Source organism: Streptomyces peucetius (assembly GCF_025854275.1).
Lineage (GTDB): Bacteria > Actinomycetota > Actinomycetes > Streptomycetales > Streptomycetaceae > Streptomyces > Streptomyces peucetius_A.
Window position 1 is genome coordinate 4274916 of record NZ_CP107567.1, and the last position, 19735, is coordinate 4294650.

Annotated in this window: 13 protein-coding genes and 2 pseudogenes; 1 reads left to right on the forward strand and 14 read right to left on the reverse strand. The window is 70.5% G+C overall.

Translation table 11 applies throughout. The annotated features are described in order from the left end of the window. Position 1 precedes the first annotated feature (1 nt). From OGH68_RS19725 to OGH68_RS19775, 11 genes and pseudogenes are all read right to left on the reverse strand, one after another. Positions 2-916 carry an ATP-binding cassette domain-containing protein gene (locus tag OGH68_RS19725; RefSeq protein WP_264245780.1) on the reverse strand — a complete coding sequence of 305 codons (915 nt, stop codon included), beginning with the start codon at positions 914-916 and terminating at the stop codon, positions 2-4. Further along, complete coding sequence (locus tag OGH68_RS19730; protein WP_264245782.1) at positions 913-1869, reverse strand: LLM class flavin-dependent oxidoreductase; 957 nt, start codon at positions 1867-1869, stop codon at positions 913-915. The genes OGH68_RS19725 and OGH68_RS19730 overlap by 4 nt, the downstream gene beginning before the upstream one ends. Next, positions 1870-2037, reverse strand: coding sequence for a hypothetical protein (locus OGH68_RS19735; protein ID WP_264245785.1), 168 nt, complete (start codon positions 2035-2037; stop codon positions 1870-1872). It lies immediately after the preceding gene. Positions 2038-2058: 21 nt separating this feature from the next. After that, positions 2059-4845 (reverse strand): type 2 lanthipeptide synthetase LanM, encoded by a 2787-nt coding sequence (lanM, locus tag OGH68_RS19740; protein WP_264245787.1) that lies wholly within the window; start codon positions 4843-4845, stop codon positions 2059-2061. Continuing rightward, a complete protein-coding gene (locus OGH68_RS19745) occupies positions 4842-7001 on the reverse strand; it encodes a peptidase domain-containing ABC transporter (RefSeq protein WP_264245790.1) in 2160 nt (719 codons plus the stop codon). Before OGH68_RS19745 ends, lanM begins: the two co-directional genes overlap by 4 nt. After that, complete coding sequence (locus tag OGH68_RS19750; protein WP_264245792.1) at positions 7002-10031, reverse strand: type 2 lanthipeptide synthetase LanM family protein; 3030 nt, start codon at positions 10029-10031, stop codon at positions 7002-7004. 132 nt (positions 10032-10163) lie between these two features. Then, positions 10164-10325 carry a class II lanthipeptide, LchA2/BrtA2 family gene (locus OGH68_RS19755; protein ID WP_264245794.1) on the reverse strand — a complete coding sequence of 54 codons (162 nt, stop codon included), beginning with the start codon at positions 10323-10325 and terminating at the stop codon, positions 10164-10166. Positions 10326-10356: 31 nt separating this feature from the next. Beyond that, complete coding sequence (locus OGH68_RS19760; RefSeq protein WP_264245796.1) at positions 10357-10521, reverse strand: plantaricin C family lantibiotic; 165 nt, start codon at positions 10519-10521, stop codon at positions 10357-10359. A gap of 396 nt (positions 10522-10917) precedes the next feature. After that, positions 10918-11681 (reverse strand): annotated as a pseudogene (locus tag OGH68_RS19765) (cytochrome c biogenesis CcdA family protein). A gap of 4 nt (positions 11682-11685) precedes the next feature. After that, positions 11686-12284 (reverse strand): annotated as a pseudogene (locus OGH68_RS19770) (TlpA family protein disulfide reductase). A gap of 913 nt (positions 12285-13197) precedes the next feature. Continuing rightward, the gene (locus OGH68_RS19775) at positions 13198-15039 is read right to left on the reverse strand and encodes a serine/threonine-protein kinase (RefSeq protein WP_264245798.1); all 1842 of its coding nucleotides are present in this window, start codon (positions 15037-15039) and stop codon (positions 13198-13200) included. Between the two features lie 155 nt (positions 15040-15194). On the opposite strand from OGH68_RS19775, the gene OGH68_RS19780 reads away from it, so the two are divergent. Next, positions 15195-16550, forward strand: a complete 1356-nt coding sequence (locus OGH68_RS19780; RefSeq protein WP_264245800.1) for a S1 family peptidase — start codon at positions 15195-15197, stop codon at positions 16548-16550. 22 nt (positions 16551-16572) lie between these two features. Here the strand turns inward: OGH68_RS19780 and OGH68_RS19785 are convergent, their stop codons facing one another. From OGH68_RS19785 to OGH68_RS19795, 3 genes are all read right to left on the reverse strand, one after another. Then, positions 16573-18303: a protein kinase domain-containing protein gene (locus OGH68_RS19785; protein ID WP_264245801.1), complete on the reverse strand. Its 1731-nt coding sequence runs from the start codon at positions 18301-18303 to the stop codon at positions 16573-16575. A 176-nt stretch (positions 18304-18479) separates the two neighbouring features. Next, a complete protein-coding gene (locus OGH68_RS19790) occupies positions 18480-19022 on the reverse strand; it encodes a MarR family winged helix-turn-helix transcriptional regulator (protein WP_264245803.1) in 543 nt (180 codons plus the stop codon). Next, entirely contained in the window at positions 19019-19612 is a 594-nt protein-coding gene (locus tag OGH68_RS19795; RefSeq protein ID WP_264245806.1) for a DJ-1/PfpI family protein, read from the reverse strand. The genes OGH68_RS19790 and OGH68_RS19795 overlap by 4 nt, the downstream gene beginning before the upstream one ends. Between the last annotated feature and the right edge of the window lie 123 nt (positions 19613-19735).

A 19735-nucleotide genomic window follows, 5' to 3' on the forward strand; every position in this document is an offset into this window, starting at 1 on the left:
GTCACCGCACCTCCTGCTTCGCCCGGTAGTCCACCGCGTCGGCCGTCAGCCCCATGAACGCCTCCTCCAGAGAAGCAACTTGGGGACTGATCTCGTACACCGTCACCTGGTTGGCGGCGATCAGGGAGCCGACCGTCTCCAGGGTCGTGCCGACGGCCTCGATCACTCCCTCGGGCCCGTCGTCCGCCCGGATGCCCCCGGCGGCCAGCACATCGCGCATCCGCTCCGGTTCAGGGGTGCGGATCAGGATGTACGAGCGGGAGTTGCGGGCCACGAAGTCCTCCACGGACGTGTCCGCGAGCAGCCGCCCGCGCCCGATCACGATGAGGTGATCGGCGGTCAGCGCCATCTCGCTCATCAGATGGCTGGAGACGAAGACCGTGCGGCCCTCGCCCGCCAGATGCCTCATCAGGCCGCGGATCCACAGGATCCCTTCGGGGTCGAGGCCGTTGACCGGCTCGTCGAGCAGCAGCACCTGCGCGTCGCCCAGCAGCGCGGCGGCGACGCCGGCGCGCTGCGCCATCCCGAGCGAGAGACCCTTGGCCCGCTTGTGTGCCACGTCGGCCAGTCCGACGGTCTCGAGGACCTCGCCGACCCGCTCGTCGGGAATGCGGTTGCTGCGGGCCAGTCCCAGCAGATGCCCGTGGACCGTACGCCCGCCGTGCATCGCCCGGGCTTCCAGGAGCGCACCGACCGTGCACAGGGGGCGGGACAGTTCGTCGTAGCGTCTGCCCCCGATGAGGGCCCGGCCGGAGGTGGGCCGGTCCAGACCGAGCAGGGCGCGCATCGTGGTGGACTTCCCGGCTCCGTTGGGGCCGAGGAAGCCGGTGACCCGGCCCGGCTCGACGCGGAAGGAGAGGCCGTCGAGCGCGAGGGTCGAGCCGTAGCGTTTGGTCAGTTGCTGTACCTCGATCACGAGGGCACTCCGTTCAGGATCTTCAGCAGATCCCGGGCAGCGGCCTGAGGGCCGTGCACCAGCCCGACACCGGTGGCGTTCAGCACCACCTCGTCGACACCGGCGGCCCGGTACTCGTCCAGCCTCTTGTGGATCTCCTCCTCGGTCCCGTACAGGAACACGCCGCCGTCGACGAGCTTGACGGCGTCCTCGGGGCTCGGCTCGCCGGACACCGCGATTCCGGCCTTGCGCAGGGTGTCCTGGTAGTGCGGGAGCTGGATGTGGGAACCGCAGGCGGCGGCCGCCAGGTCGGTGACACTGCGGTCCGGTCCGGACAGCGCGACGGGCACGATGGCCGTGATCCTCGCCGGATCGTCCAGCGTGCGGTCGGCGCTGCGGACGGCCGGGATCAGGGTGTCGCCCACGTACTGCGCCGACCCCATCCAGGTGATGGCCACATCGGCGACCTCTCCGGCCAGGACCGCCATCTTCTCCCGCAGCACGCCCAGTCCCACGGACACCGGCGGCGCGGGGGACCGGATCAGCTTCGCGGAGACCGTGTGGTGCGTCCCGTCGACGTCGACCTGGTTCCCGGCCAGCAGACCGCGCACGATCTCCACGTACTCCCGGGACGCGCGCAGCTGGCTCGCGTACGGCCGGCCCATGACGCCCGCCTGGAGGGACAGCGATCCGGGGCCGAATCCGGCGACGACCGGATGCCCGGTCGCCAGAGCCACCGAGCGGGCCTCGACGGCGGCCTGGTAGGGGGAGCGGAACGGCATCAGGGAGACGCCGAATCCGGCGGGCACCCTGATGCCGATGCCGGCGAGCCAGCTGACCAGGTGGTGGGACTCCAGGACCATGCCCTGGCCCTGCCACAGACGTTCGGCCGCGGTCCACTTCACCAGGTTCGCGAACGGCACCACCTGCTCGGGCCGGGTGGGGCCGAAGGGCAGCAGAATGGAGTACCGCACTCAGCGCCCCTGCTTGCGCGACTTGACGTACAGGGCGGCCGAGACGGCCGCGCCTGCCACGGCGGCGAAAACGGCGCCTCCGTAGTTCTCCTGAGTGATGCTCACGGCCGCGATCACCACACCGATGACGACCGGCATGCTGTGGCCGAGGCTGCTCTTGCTGTTCATGGTTCTCCTGTTGACTGGCTGTCAGTCGGATACGGGGCCGGTGAGCGCGACGGGTACGGGAAAGGCGCCGTGGCCGGTGGCGGCGGCGTGCAGCATGATGTCGGTGTCGCCGATGCCGGCCCAGCCGAACATGTAGCCCAGCAGCGACGTCCGGCCGACGGAACCGGTGTGGAAACCGTTCTTGCGGATCGCGGTCATCACGCGTTCCTGGTGGTCGGCCGCCCGTTCGAGCAGCGACTCCTCCCCGAGGATGCGGCCCGCGGCGATCAGCGACTGGATCACACCGCTGCTGCCGTGGCAGACCGACAAATCCACGGGCCGGTCGGCGGGAAGCCGCGTCGCCCTGTCAGTCAGGTCCGCCAGCCGCCGGCCGGTCAGCAGGTCCTGCCGCCCGGCCGAGACGAGGATCTCCGCCGTCGTCAGCAGCAGCCCTGCGGCGCCGTTGCACCAGCCCGTCACCGGCGGCTCGTCGTCCTCGGCCAGCCGGCCGGCCAGCCAGTCCGCGGCCGCGTTCGCCGGGCCCGCGTCACCGAGGACCCGCCCGATACGGGCGGCGGCCCACCGCATTCCGAGGTCGCCGTGCGCCACGTCGTACCAGTGCGCCGATCTGGATACGCCGGTGTGGCCGAGGACCAGGTCGTGCAGGCGTGTCAGCCGTTCCTGTCCGACGAGGGGGCTCTCGCCCGCCTCGAGCCGGGACAGCAGGACCATCAGCAGACCGGCGGGGCCGTTGGCCAGGTCGGTCTCCAGCGTGCCGGCCGCCGCCCCTTCGTCGATCTTGTCCAGCACCCGGCCCAGCCAGGTCCGGTCCACCCGGTCCGGGCGGGTGAGCACCAGGGACGCGGCCCCGGTGAAGACGCCTTCCGGCACCTGGAGCAGTACGTCGCCGTACGCCTCGAGGAGCGTGTCGAAGCCGCGGTCCGCGCCGAGGTGGGCGCCTCGGACGCCGGGGTCGTGGCGTGCCGCGTTCTCCAGGAACGTGACGATGCCGCCGACGTCGTGGAACGAGATGAAGTTGCCGGGGGTGAGGGTGGGTGCGCTCCGGTCGGGGCCGATGCCGCACACCCAGCCGGTCTCCGGCCCGTCCGGTCCGTCGTAGGACACGCCGAGGGACGCGATGGTGCGGGCGATGCCCGCCCACCACTCCCGTGGACGGGCCTCGTCGAGAGTCCGGGCGAACACACTGCTCGTGGACAGCCCGCCCGGCCGGTCGCCGGCCACCTCGCCGAAGCACTCCTCCATCAGGAAGTGGTGGAAGAGGTCGCTCCGGCGGGCGTTGAGCGCGAGGCCGCTGCGCGCGAAGTCGAGGGGCGACGCCGTGTGCACGGCCGGGAAGCCGGACCTGGGTGTGCCCAGTTCGGTGGAACCGGCCCTGGCGATGAAGTAGGGCACGTTGCCGGTGTTCAGCGAGGCCCGCTCCTCGGCACCGACATACGCGGCGGCCTCGGGGCTGAGATAGTCCGGGTAGTGCCCGAGGAGCCGGAAGATCCGCTCGGCCTCCGTGGCCCGGCCCAGGTAGTCCGGGTGCGTGGCGGCGTCCAGGAACCGGGTGTAGACCATCGTGGAGCGGATCAGACAGCGGACGGGCATGTCCGGGTAGCTGTCGAGCACCTTGGAGACGGCGTCGCCCCGGACCGCTCCGAGGGCGTCGGTGTATCCGGCGAGGATCTCCTGGAAGTGGTCGATCGGTGACAGCGCCGTGTCGCCGAGCCGGGGCACGTTGTTCTTGTGCCGGTAGGTGACGTTCTCCCACTGGACGCAGATGCCGTCCGACTCCCCGTCGCGGACCACCGGCCGTCGCATCTTCGACGTCTGGTCCCGGTCGATGCCGACGCCCGCCATGATCAGGTCGATGGGCGAGTTCGGATTGGCCATCGGGACGAGCATCGTCGAGGCGACCGACAGCTTCAGCTGGTTGATCAGCACATGGGGCAGCGAGTCGTTCCGCACCCCCGGGTTGGGCCGGATCATGGTCTCCGTGTCGATCACACACGGGTGTTCGCCGCCGGCCAGCAGGTTCTCCTCGTGGAGGTCCGACGCCCCGATCGAGCCGAACAGCGCGCACAGGGCGCCGATCCGGTAGAAGTAGCGGGCGGGCTGATCCGGGGCCGTCATCGGCCGGGGCGTGACGAACTGCTGCCATCCGTGCGAGCCGACCGTGACGGACGCCGGTACGCACTCCTGGAGCGAGTACCGCAGATGCCCCTCCGCCGCGGTGTAGAGGTCGGACACGAACCGGTCCGAGACCAGGGCCCGCGGCTTGAAGACGACCTTAATGCCGCCACCCAGCCGCACGCCCACGACCTGCCGGTTGTCGTTGTGCAGGTCCGCGCCCGTGGCGAAGAGCGACACGACGGGATCGTCGTCGGTGGGCAGCAGCCCGGCCCGGTGCAGGGCCGTGCGGTCCTGGGCGTAGGCGGTGAACAGATCGGCGTAGGCGTCGAGCGAGTTGCGCAGGACCGTCTCGAGGCGTTCTTGGAGCACGGGGTACGCGTCGAGGACGCGCCGGCTGTTCTTCGGGTCCTCCAGATGCCCCCGGAACCTCTGGAGTGCCTGGTCGCCGTCGGAGGTCATGGGCAGGCCGTGCCGTTCCCTGAAGGCGTGGAACTCACCGATCAGCGTCCGGAAGGAGTGGCTCTCGACCGTGGTGGCGAGTTCCTCCCACACCTGGTGGAGCAGCGACTCGGTGTGCTCCGGCGCCGACGCTTCGGCGACCGGGCCGCGCAGTCGCGCGGCGACCGTGGCGAGCGGGACCAGATGGACATAGAAGGGGAGGAACGCCTTGATGGATACGCCGGGTTCGGTCATGCGTGCTCGCCTCCGACGAGAAGGTCCATGGTCTTGTCCGCGTAGAGGTCGGTGTAGACGGAGCCGCCGTCGAGCAGCTCCTCGTGCGTTCCCTGTTCGACGACGCGCCCGTCTGCGAACACGTAGATGTGGTCCGCCGACCGGATCGTCGCCAGCCGGTGGGCGATGATCACCTGCGTGGCGCCGATGTCCCGGATGATCTGGTTGACGCGGCGCTCGTTGACGGTGTCGAGGGACGCGGTCGCCTCGTCCATCACCAGGATCCTGGGGCGCTGCAGCAGAGCCCGGACGATCGCGAGACGCTGGCGCTGACCGCCGGAGAAGTTCGCGCCCATCTCCGACACCAGGGTCTTGAGACCCATGGGAAGGTCGTCGAGGAAGTCGAGGATGCCGACGCTGTCGCAGTACTCGCGCACCTGCTCCAGCGAGATGTCCTGGCCGAGCGTCAGGTTCTCCAGGATGGTGCGGTTGTGCAGATGGACTTCCTGCGGGATGTAGCCGATGGTGCGGCGCAGCGCGTTCCTGTCGTACTCGTTCATGTCGACGCCGCCGAACCGCACACTGCCGGCGGTGGGTTCGTAGAGTCCGCAGATGATCCGCCCCAGGGTGCTCTTGCCCGAGCCGGACGGGCCGACGAGCGCAACCTTCGATCCGGCGGGGATGTCCAGCGACACGTCCCGCACGACGAGTTCGCTGTGCTTCGTGTACCGGAAGCTGACGTCCTGCAGACGGATCGACGTAGACGGGAGCTCCTTACGGCTGCCGCCGAGCGACTCTGGGGACGCGTTCGCGATGTCGTTGAGGCGGGCCATGTACCGGGAGGCCTCGTTGAACTCGGTGTAGGTCTGGAACACCGACGTCGCCAGCGCGAAGTACGTCGCGGACACGGCCTGGACGGCGATCGCCGCGCCGAGGGAGATCACGCCGTGGCTCACGAAGTACAGGCTGGTCAGCAGCAGGACGATCGGGCCGAACATCTGCGTCGTCGTCGTCACGCCGCCGATGCGCCCCTGCTGGAGCCGCATCCGCGTCTGCATCGCTTCGAGCGACTTGGCGTAGGTCGTCGTCCAGCCGTCGATGAACTCGTCCGCGTAACCGCCCATTTTGATGGTGGGGATCGACACGATGGCGTCGAGCTGGGTGGACTGGCTCTTGGACAGATGGGCGATCTCGGCGTCGACGGCTTCCAGGACCCGTACGCGGGTCCTCATCAGGTACGCGGCGTTCAGCAGGAACAGGCCGGCTGCCACGGTGCCCAGCCGCCACTCGGTGACGAACAGGTACACGGTGACGCACACGAGGGTGCCGACGTCCAGGATGCCCTGGGCGACGCGTGAGGACAGCAGGTCACGGATCGAGTTCACGCTGTTGAGGCGGAACAGAAGCTCACCGGGTTGTCGTGTGGTGAAGAACCGGTACGGCAGGGCCAGCAGCCTGGTGAACGTATGGGTCATCAGGTGCCGGCCGAGCAGGGCGACCAGCGACGACAGGGCCATGACCCTGACGAGGTGGATCGCGAGGTACCCGGCGGCCACCGCCACGATCATCGCGATGGCCAGGGACAGGTCGTCCAGGCCACGCCAGCCGGCGGACCGGTCGACGGCCCACTCGGTGAGCATCGGGATGCCCAGCACGGCCGCGTACCCGCTGAGGGACAGCAGCGCCACCAGCGCGATCCGCTGCCGGGACCCTTCCGCGAACAACGGGATGCTGCGCCACTCGGCCAGCGGCTTCGAGCGGGTCTTCTCGAACGTCGGACCCGGCTCGGCGACCAGCGCGATGTTGCTGAAGCCGGCCTCCAGTTCGGCGCGGCTGATACGGCGGCGGCCCACGGCCGGGTCCATGACGACCGCGGTCCGCCCGTCGAACCGCTCCAGTACGAGGAAGTGGTAGTCCTCCCAGTAGAGGATCACGGGACAGGTGAACTTCTCCAGCGCGGTGACGTCCCTGATGCGGTACGGCTTCACGTCCATGCCGCGGGAGGTCAGGAACTGGGCGAGCTGGCTCGCGGACAGTCCGTCGCGCCCCGCGTCCATGGCGTCCCGGGCGGTGGAGATGTCCTCCGCGCGTCCGTAGTAGCGCAGCAGCGACACACAGGAGCAGAGGCCGCACTCGGTCTGGGTGACCTGGGTGACGGTCGGCAGACGGCGCGCCATCTATCGGCCCTCCCCGGTGAGGAGGACCGGGGAGACCCGCCGGGCCGGGTCCAGGCGGTTGACCAGGTGCAGTACGACTCCGGCGGTGCCGACCATGAGGCTGCTGGTGTGGGCGTAGCGGCTTCTGGCGTCGCCGAGCTTGCGGAGGAAGACGTCCGGCTGGAGCCACTTCCGTTCGATGCCGGTGATCTCGGCGCGCAGCGGGGTTTCGCCGGCGCCGGCGAGGGCGGTCAGCGCGTCGTGATTGCCGAGGTCGCCGTGGCACCAGGTGAGGTTGCGGCCGAAACCGAGCTCGATGATGTTGCCCACGGCCCGGTCCCGCAGCTGTGCCACGGCGTCGTCGCCGCATACGGCGTGGTAGGCGGACAGGGCGAGGGCGATACCGGTGGAGCCGTGGCACCAGCCGGTCGAGAAGGACTGTGGCGTGGCGGCGTTGGAGGACCAGTTGCCCGCGTCGGCGTCGTGGAAGCCGTGGAGCCGCTCCGCCAGGCCCGCCGTTGCGGACTCGACGACCGCACGCCGGCCGGAGGGGAGATGCGGATGGGCCCGGCACAGCGCGTGCAGGACTCCGCTGACGCCGTGTGCGAAGCCGGACTGCGTCAGGACGGACCGGGCGCCGTTCCCGCCGCGGTGCAGGGCGTCCACCAGCAGCTCGGTCAGCGTCTCGACCGACTCGGCGGCGTGCGGCCCGCCGATCGCCGTCACGCACGACAGCACACCCGCGACGCCACCGATGACGTCCAGGGGCAGCCGGTCGCGGGGCACGTCGCCGATCTGGCCGAGGAGCAGTGGCAGTGCGTCCTGGGCGGCACGGGTCCAGCCCTCCTCACCGAGGATCCGGCCCGCCGCCGAGAGCGCGAACAGGATTCCGGCCATGCCCGTGTAGCCGCCGTAACCGGCCTGCTGGATGCTGCGGGTCTCGTACCGCTTGGTGCTGAGGATGTCCGCGGTGGTCGAGAAGATCTGCGCGGACAGGTCACGGTACCGGCGCTCGTCCAGCAGGCGCCCGGCGGCGGCCAGCGCCAGGGCGGGGCCGCTGCGCCCGGTGTAGAGGTCGTACCCCAGGACACCGGGCGGCCACGGCCGGTTGGCCTCCGCGGAGGCGAGCGGGCCGATCCAGGTACGGGGCAGATGCGCGAACCGGTCGGGGCGCGAGGTGGCGACGAGCTGGTCGGACAGGCGGGCCACCAGCCTGATCAGCGCGTCGTCCTCCTCCTGGGCGGCCGGTCCCGCCGCTGGGTCGGCCGCCGTGCCGCCGGCGGGGGCGAGGTGGTTGTCGGGGAACCGGGAGGCGAAGGCCGAGTACAGCAGCCTGAGCTCCTCCCCGAGCTCGAACTCGTTCATACGGGCGGCCTTGGCGAGGGCCAGGTCGAGCGGTGACACGCCGAAGTCAGCGCCGACCTCGTTGCCTTCCCCGTCGGTAAGCGCGGTGCCGGTGCCGGCGACGGTGAAGTAGGGGACGTCCCGCTCGGCGAGCTGCCGCATCTCGGACCGGATGATCTGGCGGTCGGACGTCTTGCTGGCGATCGCGATGCGCTTCAGCAGGGCCAGGTAGGGAGCGGTGCCGTCGAGGGCGCCGGGGCCGGCCGTCATCCGCAGCGTCTGGCCGTACAGCGCGGTCGGGTTGTGGACGTACCGGACGCGGATGCCGGCGGCCGTCTTGCGCAGCAGACCGGTCCAGGTGTCCGGGTCGGCCATCACGGCACGGAAGACCCTGGTGAAGCCTTCGGCCATCTGCCGGCCCAGGTCGTGGGTCGCGTCCTCGGTCAGGGCGCCGACGACGGTCTTGCGTTCCGCGGCCGCCGCCGGCCGCAGCGCCAGGCTGACCCGGTCGGTGAACGGAGCGTCGAACTGCATGGACTTGAACGGCGAGTTGCCCCTGCCCTGATCACCGAGGAACCCGAGGTCGATGTGTCCGGCGTCGTCGCCCTTCCCGGCCATGACGAGGGGGAGGATGCCGATCCCGTAGATCGACTGGGCGATCGTCGCGTACGCGTTGCCGGGTGCCTCCGGCGTGGGGCCGGTGTGGATCCGCTCGGGGTGCAGGATCGTTTCCAGGTCGATGGGGAGCGGCCCGCGCCGGGTCGGCAGGATGTTCTCGAAGTGCATGTCCCGCGCGTTGAGCAGATAGAGCACGGCGGCCAGTTCGCCGCTGGCGCGCATGAACTCGGCGGACATGTCCGAGACGTCCTCGGCCTCGACGAACTCCACGTACCCGTACCGGTCGCGTTCGAGGACGCCGGCCGCGACCAGGCCCGTGTCCAGAAGGGCGTTGAGCTCCTGGGCGATGGTGACGTAGGCGGCCTCGCAGGACACGTCCCGGGGCTTGTACACCAGGCGCTTCCCGGAACCGAAGGTGAGGACCGACACGCTGCGGCCGTGGTTGTGCGTGTCGCCCTCGGACCGGCCCAGGGACACCAGCGGGTCGCTGGTGCCGATGCCGAACCTGTCCGCGATGGCCGGGCGGTCGGCGGTCAGACGGGTGCAGAGCTCAGCGAAGGCGGCCTGCTCGTTGCCGAGCACCAGGCGGGTGACGTCCCGCAGGACCGGGAAGGACAGGCCGCTCGCGGCCTCGAAGGACGTCCGCACCGACTGCTGGACGAAGTACCGGTAGCGGGCCTCGGGCGTCTCCCCGTCGAGGAGGCCGCTCTCCCGTGCGTGGTTGACGGCGGCGACCAGCGGGCGGGTGTACACCTCGCGAAGACGGACCTCGGCGCGCTCGAGCAGTTCGACGAGGGCGGCGGCGGGCTCGGCGAAGAGGTGCGGAAAGGCGTCGATCGGGTCCGCGTCCGCGACCGCGGCGGCGACGCTCCTGACGACGTGCTGGAACGGATACTCCTCCGGGCGGCTCAGCCACTCCTGAACCGCGGCACGGGTACCGGCGTCCGAGACGCGTGCGCCCGGTGTGTCCTCGCTCCTGCCGGCTTCGAGGACAGCGGTGATCTCGTCGTCGAACCGTGCCAGTGGTGCGATGGTTTCTTCGACTTCGGCGCTGTCGAACTCTGGGTAGTACTCGGCAGGAGATATCACTTCTTGCAACTCCGTCTTCGCGCGATGTCGAGAAACGAGAAATGAACGCGGATTGGAAGCCGGGCGTGTGAACGACCGGATTCCAATCCGGCTCATCGTGCTACTGGCTCACCGAAATCGATGCAGCAGAATTCAGCACGCGCTGGTGCACTTGGTGGTCGGGCACATGGCCGCGGAGACCAGGGTGACCGTGGCGATGCACCACGCGGCCGTGCCGCCGTAGGTGTCCGCCTCGCTCAGCTCGATGAGCTCGGCCTCGTCGTAGCCGCCGAGTATGTCGTTGTTGTTCTGCATGATGATCTCTCCTTCTTCGGGTGATGCGAGGTCAGTTGCAGTTGGGCTGGCATTCCTTGGTGAGGGTGCACCAGCCGCCCTGGTTGCCCAGCCAGTCGGACAGGGAGAAGGTGTTCGTGGTGCAGGCGCCGTAGGCAACGCCGTCGAAGTCCTGCTCCTGGATCTCTTCGAGCAGGGAAAGGTCACCCTTGTACATAGAGCTCTCCTTTGTGTTGTGGATGGCGGGGCGCAGATTCTTATTCCGGCCGTCCGGCCCCGTGCGCCATCCTCCGCTCCGCTCATTCGCGTGGAGTACGGCGCGATCACAGGAATGCGTACACGCTTCGCATATGCCGGGCACATGGGCGCCGGCCGCGCGCCGGCCGGCCGGGACGGCCGAGATCGACTCGTGTGCGCGCGGCGTCCGAGGGACACTGGAGACCCCCCGAGGGGCAGATCCGCGGCGAGGGCCGAGCGCCTTCGCGGCGGATGCGCGTTCAGGGCTACTCGCTGCGCTGCGTGCCACTCGTGACCGCGCCCTGAACGGCCATGAGGCCCGCTCCGTGGCTTCCAACCGTAAGATGATCCGAATTCGGAACAGCCCGGCGCAGGCTCAGACTTCCACGGTGAAGCCGTTCGACCACACCTGCATCGTCTGGACCATGGTGTCCCATGCACCGGTGAGGAGTAGCAGGCCGGTCGCAATCATCATCACACCGCCGATACGCATGACCCACACGTACCGCTGCTGATCCAGGTGAAGGCTCCGAGCGCCTTGCGGAAGGCGACGGCCGCCAGGATGAACGGCAGTCCGAGTCCGAGGCAGTAGGCCACGGTGAGCAGGGCTCCGCGGCCTGCGCTGGCTTCGTTCGCGGCGAGGAAGGTGACGGCGGAGAGCGTGGGCCCGATGCAGGGTGTCCAGCCGATGCCGAACAGGGCACCGAGGAGGGGTGCGCCGACGAGGCCGGACACGGGGCGTTTACGGATGCGGAACTCGCGCTGGGTCAGCCAGGGCATCAGGCCCATGAAGAAGATGCCCAGGAGGATCATCAGCACGCCGAGGATGTTGGTCAGGATGACCCGGTGCGCTTGGAGGGTGGATCCGAAATAGCCGAAGAGAGCTCCCCCGGAGACGAACACAGCAGTGAAGCCGAGGACGAAGAGGGAGGCGCCGGCCACCATCCGGCCGCGACGGGCGTCCGCCAAGTCGGTACCGGTGACACCGGTGACGTAGGAGAGGTAGCCGGGTACGAGGGGCAGGACGCACGGCGAGAAGAAGGACACAAGGCCGGCGAGGACTGCGATAGGCAGCGCGAGCAGGAGGGCCCCGCCTACGACGGTGTCGTAGGTTCCGTTGGCCGCAGCAAGGACGTACATGAGATCACTTCTCCGCAACCAGCGGGGCGATCAGGTTGCGAAGGTCTTCCTCGTTGAGGGCCTTCAGAGCGCGGGCTGCGATCTTCCCGTCCCGGTCGAGCACGATGGTGGAGGGGATGGTCTGCGGGCTGAGGCTGCCCTTGGGGAAGCCGTTCAGGACCAGCTTTCCGATCGGATCGTGGAAGCTGGGGTACTCATGCCGTAGTCCTTGTCGAAGGCGATCGCAGGTCCGCGTTCGGAGTCGCGTGTGTTGATTCCGACGAACTGCACGCCTTCGGCTTCGGCCCCCTTGGCAACCTTTGCGATGGAGGGGGCTTCGGCACGGCACGGCGGACACCACGAGCCCCACACGTTCATCACGACGACCTTGCCCTTTAGGCCTGCTATGTCGAGCTGTTTCCCGTCGAGCGTCTCGCCCTTCAGTCCGTTCGGGAATTGCCGATCTCGCTTGGGTACCGTGGAGATCCCGCCGTTGCCGGCGATGTAGTTCGTCTGACCACCACCCCCGGATGTGCCGCCCTCACCACACACGGACAGGACGAGCGTGCCCACGGTGACCAGCGTGGTCAAAAGGGCGGCACGGGAAAAACGGCACAGGCTCATGTGAAGAGCTTTGCATGAGCCGAACGGCGGCTTCGACGGCCCCCCTGCATGCGCTGCCAGACCGTCGGCGTGTACTGAAACCTTCGCGCCCCCACGAGAGTTCCGCGACGAGCCGGGCTGCCAACACCGGCGAGACGGGGACCACAGCCACTGCCCACGTGGGGCTCCGCGTACGCAGGGAACCCATACAGGCGTCCCGTTGGGACCCCGGACAGCAGCAGCCGCAGGGTATTTGACATGTACTCAAGTCCAATTCCAGTAATGATCTTGATTTCGTTGTTGACCAGCAACGACCCAATCTGAAGGGGGAACATGAAGACCTCTAGGCGCAAGCATGCGGCGGTCGTGCTCGCAACTGCCGCCATCATGACCGGCGGAGCCATGACCATCGGCGCAGGCACCGCTTCAGCGGCCGGCCCGTCCGTTCGGTTCTGGGCCAGTGGGCAGCAGAGTGATGGGTCGCGATCCATAGGTATAGACGTCAATGGTCGCCTCGCCGGCCAGGCGTACTGGAAGGCGAATGGGGACACGCTCGAAGTGGTCGATCCCACGCCGGACGGATAGGGAGTCTCCGCCTATCTGGGCGGCTCCGACATCGGCGTACGGGAGGCAACGACGCGCGGGCACGACTCCCCGTACACGGACAGGGCTGGCGGGAACCTTCCCGAGGACAAGAAGTACACGTTCTGGGCTTGCGTGGGCAAGGGCGCCTGGCAGCGGTGCTCTCCGGTCTGCAACGTCACGTCGTAGCCACGAAGTTGTCGCTGCTGGGCTTGTAACACAGAACGGCAGCGCGACGGGTGGTTCGATCGGCTGATTCACCCGTCGCACGCGGCAGGGGATGTCACCCGTGCCGACCTCGAGGGCAAGGGTCGCCCGGCTGCATCTGCGCGAGGGGTGAGGACCGGGCCGCTCACCTGCGGAAGTACTCCGCGGGCTCGCCGTCCGTGCTCATCCCGTACATGAGGAGGCGCTCCTTGCCCTCGAAGCGGTCGACGCGCAGGTTCTGCGAGGAGCCGGACGAGGAGCACTCGGGGTCGGAGCCCGTCTCCAGGACGGGCGGCCCCAGGATCACCAGGTCGCCGACGCCGCCGAGCACTGCGGTGCTCTCGCAGTGCACCAGGTCACCGGTTTCCTCGCCGGTCTCGTCGTCGGTGCGCGGGTAGTTCTCCGTGAAGCGTACGAGCGGGGCGCCGACCGGGCCCTGGGTGACCGTCATCCCGAAGGAACGGGGGTCTTCGTAGTCCGGTGGCGCGTCGACGATGTCGAACCTCTGCTGCCAGTGGCCGACGAAGGCGGGCGGTACGGCCTCGGGTCCGCTCTTCGACCGGTGGAACGTGGCGCTGACTTCTCCCGACGTCCACTGCAGCACGTCCGGCGACCGCACGGCCAGGGTCTGGTGCGCCGCGGGCGTGCAGCGTTTCTCGGGCACGCTGGTGGTGACGTCGCTCTCGCCGAACACGATCCTGTCGGCATCCGCGGAGACGAGCGTGGAGCGTCCCATGCACAGCCGCTCGCCGGAGACATGCACGTACACGCCGGTCTTCTCACCGGCCCGGCCCTGGGTGATCTCGATGCGTCCGGTCTCGTACGGCGCGTCGGCGCTGCCCCGCAGGACGCCCTCCCAGGCGCCGAGGAAGTCGTCGGGCACGGAGCCGTCGGAGCCGTCGGACGCTCCGGCCGGCGAGCCGGTCGCGCCGGGCGTCCCCTTGGTGTTGTCCGTCCCGCCGCCGTCCCGCACGGTCAGGGCGGCGAAGGTGCCGGCGGCGATGAGGACGGCGGCCACGCAGACGGCGGCAAGCGCCGTGCGCCGACGTCTGCGCGGGGCAGCCGGGACAGCGGCGACAGGCGTCGGAGGAGTGGGGTCACCGTCCGCGTCGAGCAGCCGGGCCGCGTGCCGGCCGAGCCCGGCCAGCAGTCCTGCCGGCAGCCACGGTTCATCGGGCAGCGTCACGTTCGCCAGCTCGGCGGAGGTCGGCCGCGCGGCCGGGTCCTTCTCCAGGCACCCGCGTACGAGCGACTCCAGCTCGGGCGGCAGCCCCGCCAGGTCCGGCTCCTCGTGCGCGATACGGAACAGGACCGCGTGCACCCCGCTGTCGGCGGACCCGAACGGCGGGCGCCCGGTCGCCGCGTAGGCGAGGACGGCGCCCATGCAGAAGATGTCGGAGGCCGGCGTGAGCCGCTCGCCGCGCACCTGTTCGGGCGACATGAAGCCGGGCGAGCCGACGACCGCGCCGGTCGTGGTCAGCCCTCCGTCGGTGACGGTGTCCACGGCGCGGGCGATCCCGAAGTCGATGATGCGGGGGCCGTCGACGGTGAGCAGGATGTTGGACGGCTTCAGGTCCCGGTGCAGCAGCCCGGCGGCGTGGACGTGCCCGAGCGCGTCCGCCAGTCCGGCGGCCAGCGCGCGCACCGAGTGCGCAGGGAGCGGCCCGTACTGGTCGACGACCACGCTGCGCAGCGACGGCCCGGGGACGTACCCGATGGCGACCCATGGCGACTCGGCGGCAGTGTCGGACGCGATGACGGGCGTGGTCCCGGACCCCCCGACCCGCTCCAGCGCCTCCACCTCACGTGTGAACCGGCGGCGGAACTCGTCCTGCGCGGCGAGTTCGGGCCGTACGAGTTTGACGGCGACCGTGCGCCCGCCGGCGGACCTGGCGAGATACACCCGGCCCATCCCGCCCACACCGAGCCGCCCGAGCAGCCGGAAGGGGCCGATCTGCTGCGGGTCTTCGGGCATCAAGGCATCCACGCCCGGATCCTCGCACACCGGGACGGCCACGGTCCGGCCCCTCAGTACCTGCCGTTGAACACCCCGGCCGGGCGGCACGTACTGAACGCGGGGGCCTCGGTGCGTGAGGCCCCCGCCAACGGTGAAGCCGTTCCGTCACGACCATGGGGCCGCGGATGATGCACACACGTCGGAGGCGCGTACGACGAAAGCTCCAGCGGACGGTCCGGCTGGCCGCCGCCGTCGGGCTGCTCAGCGGCGTCCTGATGGTCTCCGGCGCCGTGGCGGGCGAGCCCCCGCCCGCCGGCGGGGGGACGCCGGCCCAGGCGGACCCGGCCGCGGACGTCGTCTCGCGGCTCGGGCCGTCCCGGACCGCCGGCAGCTGGACCGGTGCCGACGGGCGGACGGTCGTCGCCGTCACCGATCAGGACGCCGCGGAAGAGGCGCGGCGGGCGGGCGCGGAGGCGAAGGTCGTGGAGCACAGCATGGAGCACCTCCGCTCGGCCACCGAGGCGCTGCGCTCGGCCCCTCGCGTGACGGGCACGGCCTGGTCGGTCGACTACGCGGACAACAGCATCACCGTGCGGGCCGACTCCACCGTCTCGGCCGAGGACTGGTCGCAACTGGCCGGTCTCGCCGAGCGGATCGGCGGCTTCGTCCGCATGGAACGGACCTCCGGCGCCTTCACCACCCGGGTCAACGGCGGCACCCCTGTCTTCGGCGACCAGCGGCGGTGCTCCGCGGGCTTCAATGTCACCAACGGACGGGACACCTTCATCCTGACGGCCGGGCACTGCGGCCCACGGGACACCACCTGGTTCCGGGACCGCGCCGGCGACGAACTCGTCGGCACCACCACCGCGTCCAGCTTCCCCGGTGACGACTACTCCCTGGTGCGCTACGAGGATGTCACCACCCTCGACCGCACCAACGTGGTGAGCATCGGCGACGGCAGGGGCGTACGGATCGTCGGCGCCGGCGAGGCGGCCGTCGGGCAGCGGGTGTTCCGCAGCGGCAGCACAACCGGCTTCCGTTCCGGGGAGGTGACCGCCGTCGACGCGACGGTGAACTACCCGGAGGGCACCGTCACCGGACTGATCGAGACCACCGTCTGCGCCGAGCCCGGCGACAGCGGCGGCCCGCTCTTCTCCGAAGGGCTGGCGCTCGGCGTCACCTCCGGCGGCGACGGGGACTGCGTCACCGGCGGCACGACCTACTTCCAGCCGGTGACCACGGCCATGGAGAGCCTCGGGGTGAACCTGACGGGCGGTCCTCCCGGACCCGGCGACGCAGACGCGAACGGGGAGGGCGGGGCCGGTGCGCCGCCCGTACCCGCGCCGCCGGTGCCGCCGGCGCGGCCGGAGGAGGGCATCGCCTCGCGTACGGTCACCGCGATCGTCGACTTCGGCGACCCCGCTCTGGGCGCGGGTCTCATCGGGGTCAGCCTGACGGGACTGCTGGCGGCGCGCCGGCTGGTGTCGGCGCAGGAACGCAGGGAGTACCGCAGCTTCCACAACGCCAGCTGGGGCTGACCCGCCCTGTCCGGGGTGTGCCTCAGCCGGTTCTGGTGTAGGTGAGCGGCTCGCCGCCGGAGCCGACGAGTTCGCGGACGATGGTGGTGTCGTTCGGCATGTTCAGCCGGCTCCACTGTCCCGGGGCGCAGGACACCCGGTCCCCGAACGTCACGGCGGTCGGGTCGAGTTCCAGCGGCGGGCCGGAGGCGCGGAGCCTGGCGGACCAGCGGCAGTCGTAGTTGGGGCCGGTGCCGGTCAGGGTCATCACCTGTTCGCCCCTGACGCCCTGAGAGATCGTCATGATCCGGGTGTTGGCGCCGTCCGCGGTGTCGAACGACGCGCGCCATGTGCCGATGTACTCCTGCGGCACGTCCCCGGCGACCGGTGCGGTCGAAGGCGTGTCGCCCGGCGTCGGCGTGGAGTTGCCGGTGGGCGTCTCGGAGGAGGGGGCGGGCGTCTCGGGGCCCGGTTTCGGGTCCGCGGCCGCGCCTCTGTGCTCGTCCTTGGACATCAGTGCGTACACGGAGCCGCCCGCACCGAGCGCGACGACCAGGGCGACGGCGACCAGCGCCAGCGTCCCGCCGCGCGAGCGGCCCGCGCCAGGGGCCGCGGGGCCGTGTCCGGCGGGGGCGTACGGGGCCGGGTGGTACGGCTGCGGATATCCGTACGCCTGTCCGTGCTGCGGGGGAGGGCCGGGCACGGGCCCGTGCGTGGACGGTGGCGTGAAGGCGGGCGGCGGCGCCGGTGCGGGCGTCGGTGCGGGTTCCGGGCGAGGGGGAGCCGTCATCGTCGGCGGCTGCACCGGAGTCCGGGGCGGGGACGGGGGCGGCGTGGCGGGTTGCGGCGCCGGCTGCGGCTGCGGCGTACGGGGCTGGGCCTCCACGTCCAGCAACTGCACGGCATGACGGCCCAGTTGCGCGATGAGCGCACCCGGCAGCCACGGCTCACCGTCCGTGTCGGCGGTGGTCCGCTCCAGCACCTGCGCGAGCGCCGGCCGTGCCTCCGGCTCCTTGTGCAGGCAGTCGCGGACCAGGTCGAGCAGGCCGGCAGGGACCCCGGCAAGGTCCGGTTCCTCCTGCGCTATGCGGAACATCTGCGCGTGCCCGCCGCTGTCCGCCGAACCGAACGGGAGCCGGCCGGTCGCCGCGTAGGCGAGGACCGACCCCAGGCAGAAGACGTCGCACGCCGGGGCGACCCGGTCACCGCGCACCTGTTCCGGAGCCATGAAGCCGGGGGAGCCGACGACCGCGCCGGTCGTGGTCAGCCCTCCGTCGGTGACGGTCTCCAGGGCGCGGGCGATACCGAAGTCGATGACGCGGGGCCCGTCGATGGTGAGCAGGATGTTCGACGGCTTGAGGTCACGGTGGATCAGACCTGCCGCGTGGATGTCCGTCAGGGCGTGGGCCAGCCCGGAGGCCAGCAGACGGACGCTGCGCTCGGGCAGCGGGCCGTGCTCGCCGGAGACGACCGCGTGCAGCGAGGGCCCGGCTATGTACCCGGTGGCGACCCACGGGATCGGAGCCTCGGTGTCCGCGTCGAGCACGGGAGCGGTCCACTGCCCGCCGACGCGCAGCGCCGACCGGACCTCGAGGCGGAAGCGGCTGCGGAACTCCTCCCGCTCCGCCAGTTCCTGGCGTACGAGCTTCACCGCCACCGTCCGTCCGCGGTCGGAGCGGGCGAGGTACACCTGACCCATGCCGCCCGCGCCGAGCCGGGCCAGGATCCGGTACTCGCCGATGCTCTGCGGATCCCCTGGTGCCAGCTGCTCCATCGCCGCGCGGCCCTTCCCCCGTACGAAACCCCGACGGACCGAGGATAGTGGGCCGGTCGGCGGCCACACAGGTCAGGATCCGAGCCCCTGAACGCCCACGGCAGGCGCGTGAACCCGGCTCCGTTCCCCGGTCGTACGCGAGGAGACTGCCGTGGAACTCACATCGGTTCCCGAGGTCACTCGTCGCCCGGTGACCCGGCCGTTCGCTCCCGGCGCTCCGAGTGGCCCGCGTCCTCCGCCTCGATCGCGTCCATCGCCTTCGAGAGCTGCTCCAGCACCCGTACGGTCTCCGCGAACTGCTCGGGCCCGAGCGCGTCCAGCAGCCGGTTCGCCAGCCGTGCGTGCCCCGGGTCGATCTGCCGGACCGCCGCACGGCCCTCGTCCGTCGCATGCAGCAGCTTCGCGCGCCGGTGGGCCGGGTTGGGGCGGTACTCCGCCAGTCCCTGCTCCACCAGCACGTCGGCGATGCGCTGCACGCTCTGCCGGGTGATGCCCATGGTGCGGGCGACCTGTGCGACGGACTGAGGCTCCCGCAGCACCGCACCGACGACCTGCCAGCGGGCCGCGGTCAGCCCGGCCTCGCGGGCCAGCCCGTCGGACACGGTGATGAACTGCCCGTTCAGCCGGAAGACGCCGAGGGCCGTGCGGGTCAGCAGTTCCCGGGGACGGTGCGGTTCCCGGGGACGGTGCGGTTCCCGGGGGTGGTGCGCGGGCCTCATGCGTTCAGTACCTCGAAGGCCGCCGGGTCCGAATCGTGGAACAGCCGGTACCAGGCGTCCAGCTTCTCGCCCTCGTAGACACCGAGGCGGGAGAAGACCTCGCGGGCGAAGGCGACCGGCTCCGTCGGGCCGGCGGTGATCAGGTCGCCGTCGGTGACGGCGTCCGCGTCGACGTAGTGCTCGCCGCCCTTGTAGCCGGTGGCGTCCAGGTAGAACGGGACGGCACTGGTGTGGGCGCGGTCGTCGAGCAGGCCCTCCCGCGCGAGGCCCGCGGTCGCGCCGCAGATCGCGGCGACAGGCACGCCCGTGTCGAGGAACGCGCGCGCCGCGGCGGCGAAGGGGGCGAGGTCGTCGCCCGTGTCCCACAGGGACGCCCCGGTGAGGATCAGCAGTGCGCTGTCCGCCGGATCGAGGTCGGCGAGCGCGAGGTCGGGCTGGATGCGGACGCCGCCCATGGTGGTGACGGGGTCGGTCGTCGGGCCGACCGTCCGCACGGTGAAGCCGTTCTGGGTGAGGTGAGCGGTGGTGTGGCCCGTCTCCCAGTCGGCATAGGTGTCGTACACGGCCAGATGAACGGTCCTGCGGGTCATGATGCCCTCCTTCGAATGACAGTAGACTGTCATATGGACAGCATGCTGTCAATGCTCGGTGGTCCCCCGGGCAGCGCGACACCCTGCCCAGATAAGCGACGGAGGGCATACAAGGTGGCCATG

Coding starts and splice junctions, on each gene's coding strand:
- OGH68_RS19735 (WP_264245785.1), bottom strand. CDS start 2,037: ATGAACAGCAAGAGCAGCCTCGGCCACAGCATGCCGGTCGTCATCGGT.
- lanM (WP_264245787.1), bottom strand. CDS start 4,845: ATGACCGAACCCGGCGTATCCATCAAGGCGTTCCTCCCCTTCTATGTC.
- OGH68_RS19745 (WP_264245790.1), bottom strand. CDS start 7,001: ATGGCGCGCCGTCTGCCGACCGTCACCCAGGTCACCCAGACCGAGTGC.
- OGH68_RS19755 (WP_264245794.1), bottom strand. CDS start 10,325: ATGCAGAACAACAACGACATACTCGGCGGCTACGACGAGGCCGAGCTC.
- OGH68_RS19760 (WP_264245796.1), bottom strand. CDS start 10,521: ATGTACAAGGGTGACCTTTCCCTGCTCGAAGAGATCCAGGAGCAGGAC.
- OGH68_RS19780 (WP_264245800.1), top strand. CDS start 15,195: ATGATGCACACACGTCGGAGGCGCGTACGACGAAAGCTCCAGCGGACG.
- OGH68_RS19785 (WP_264245801.1), bottom strand. CDS start 18,303: ATGGAGCAGCTGGCACCAGGGGATCCGCAGAGCATCGGCGAGTACCGG.
- OGH68_RS19790 (WP_264245803.1), bottom strand. CDS start 19,022: ATGAGGCCCGCGCACCACCCCCGGGAACCGCACCGTCCCCGGGAACCG.
- OGH68_RS19795 (WP_264245806.1), bottom strand. CDS start 19,612: ATGACCCGCAGGACCGTTCATCTGGCCGTGTACGACACCTATGCCGAC.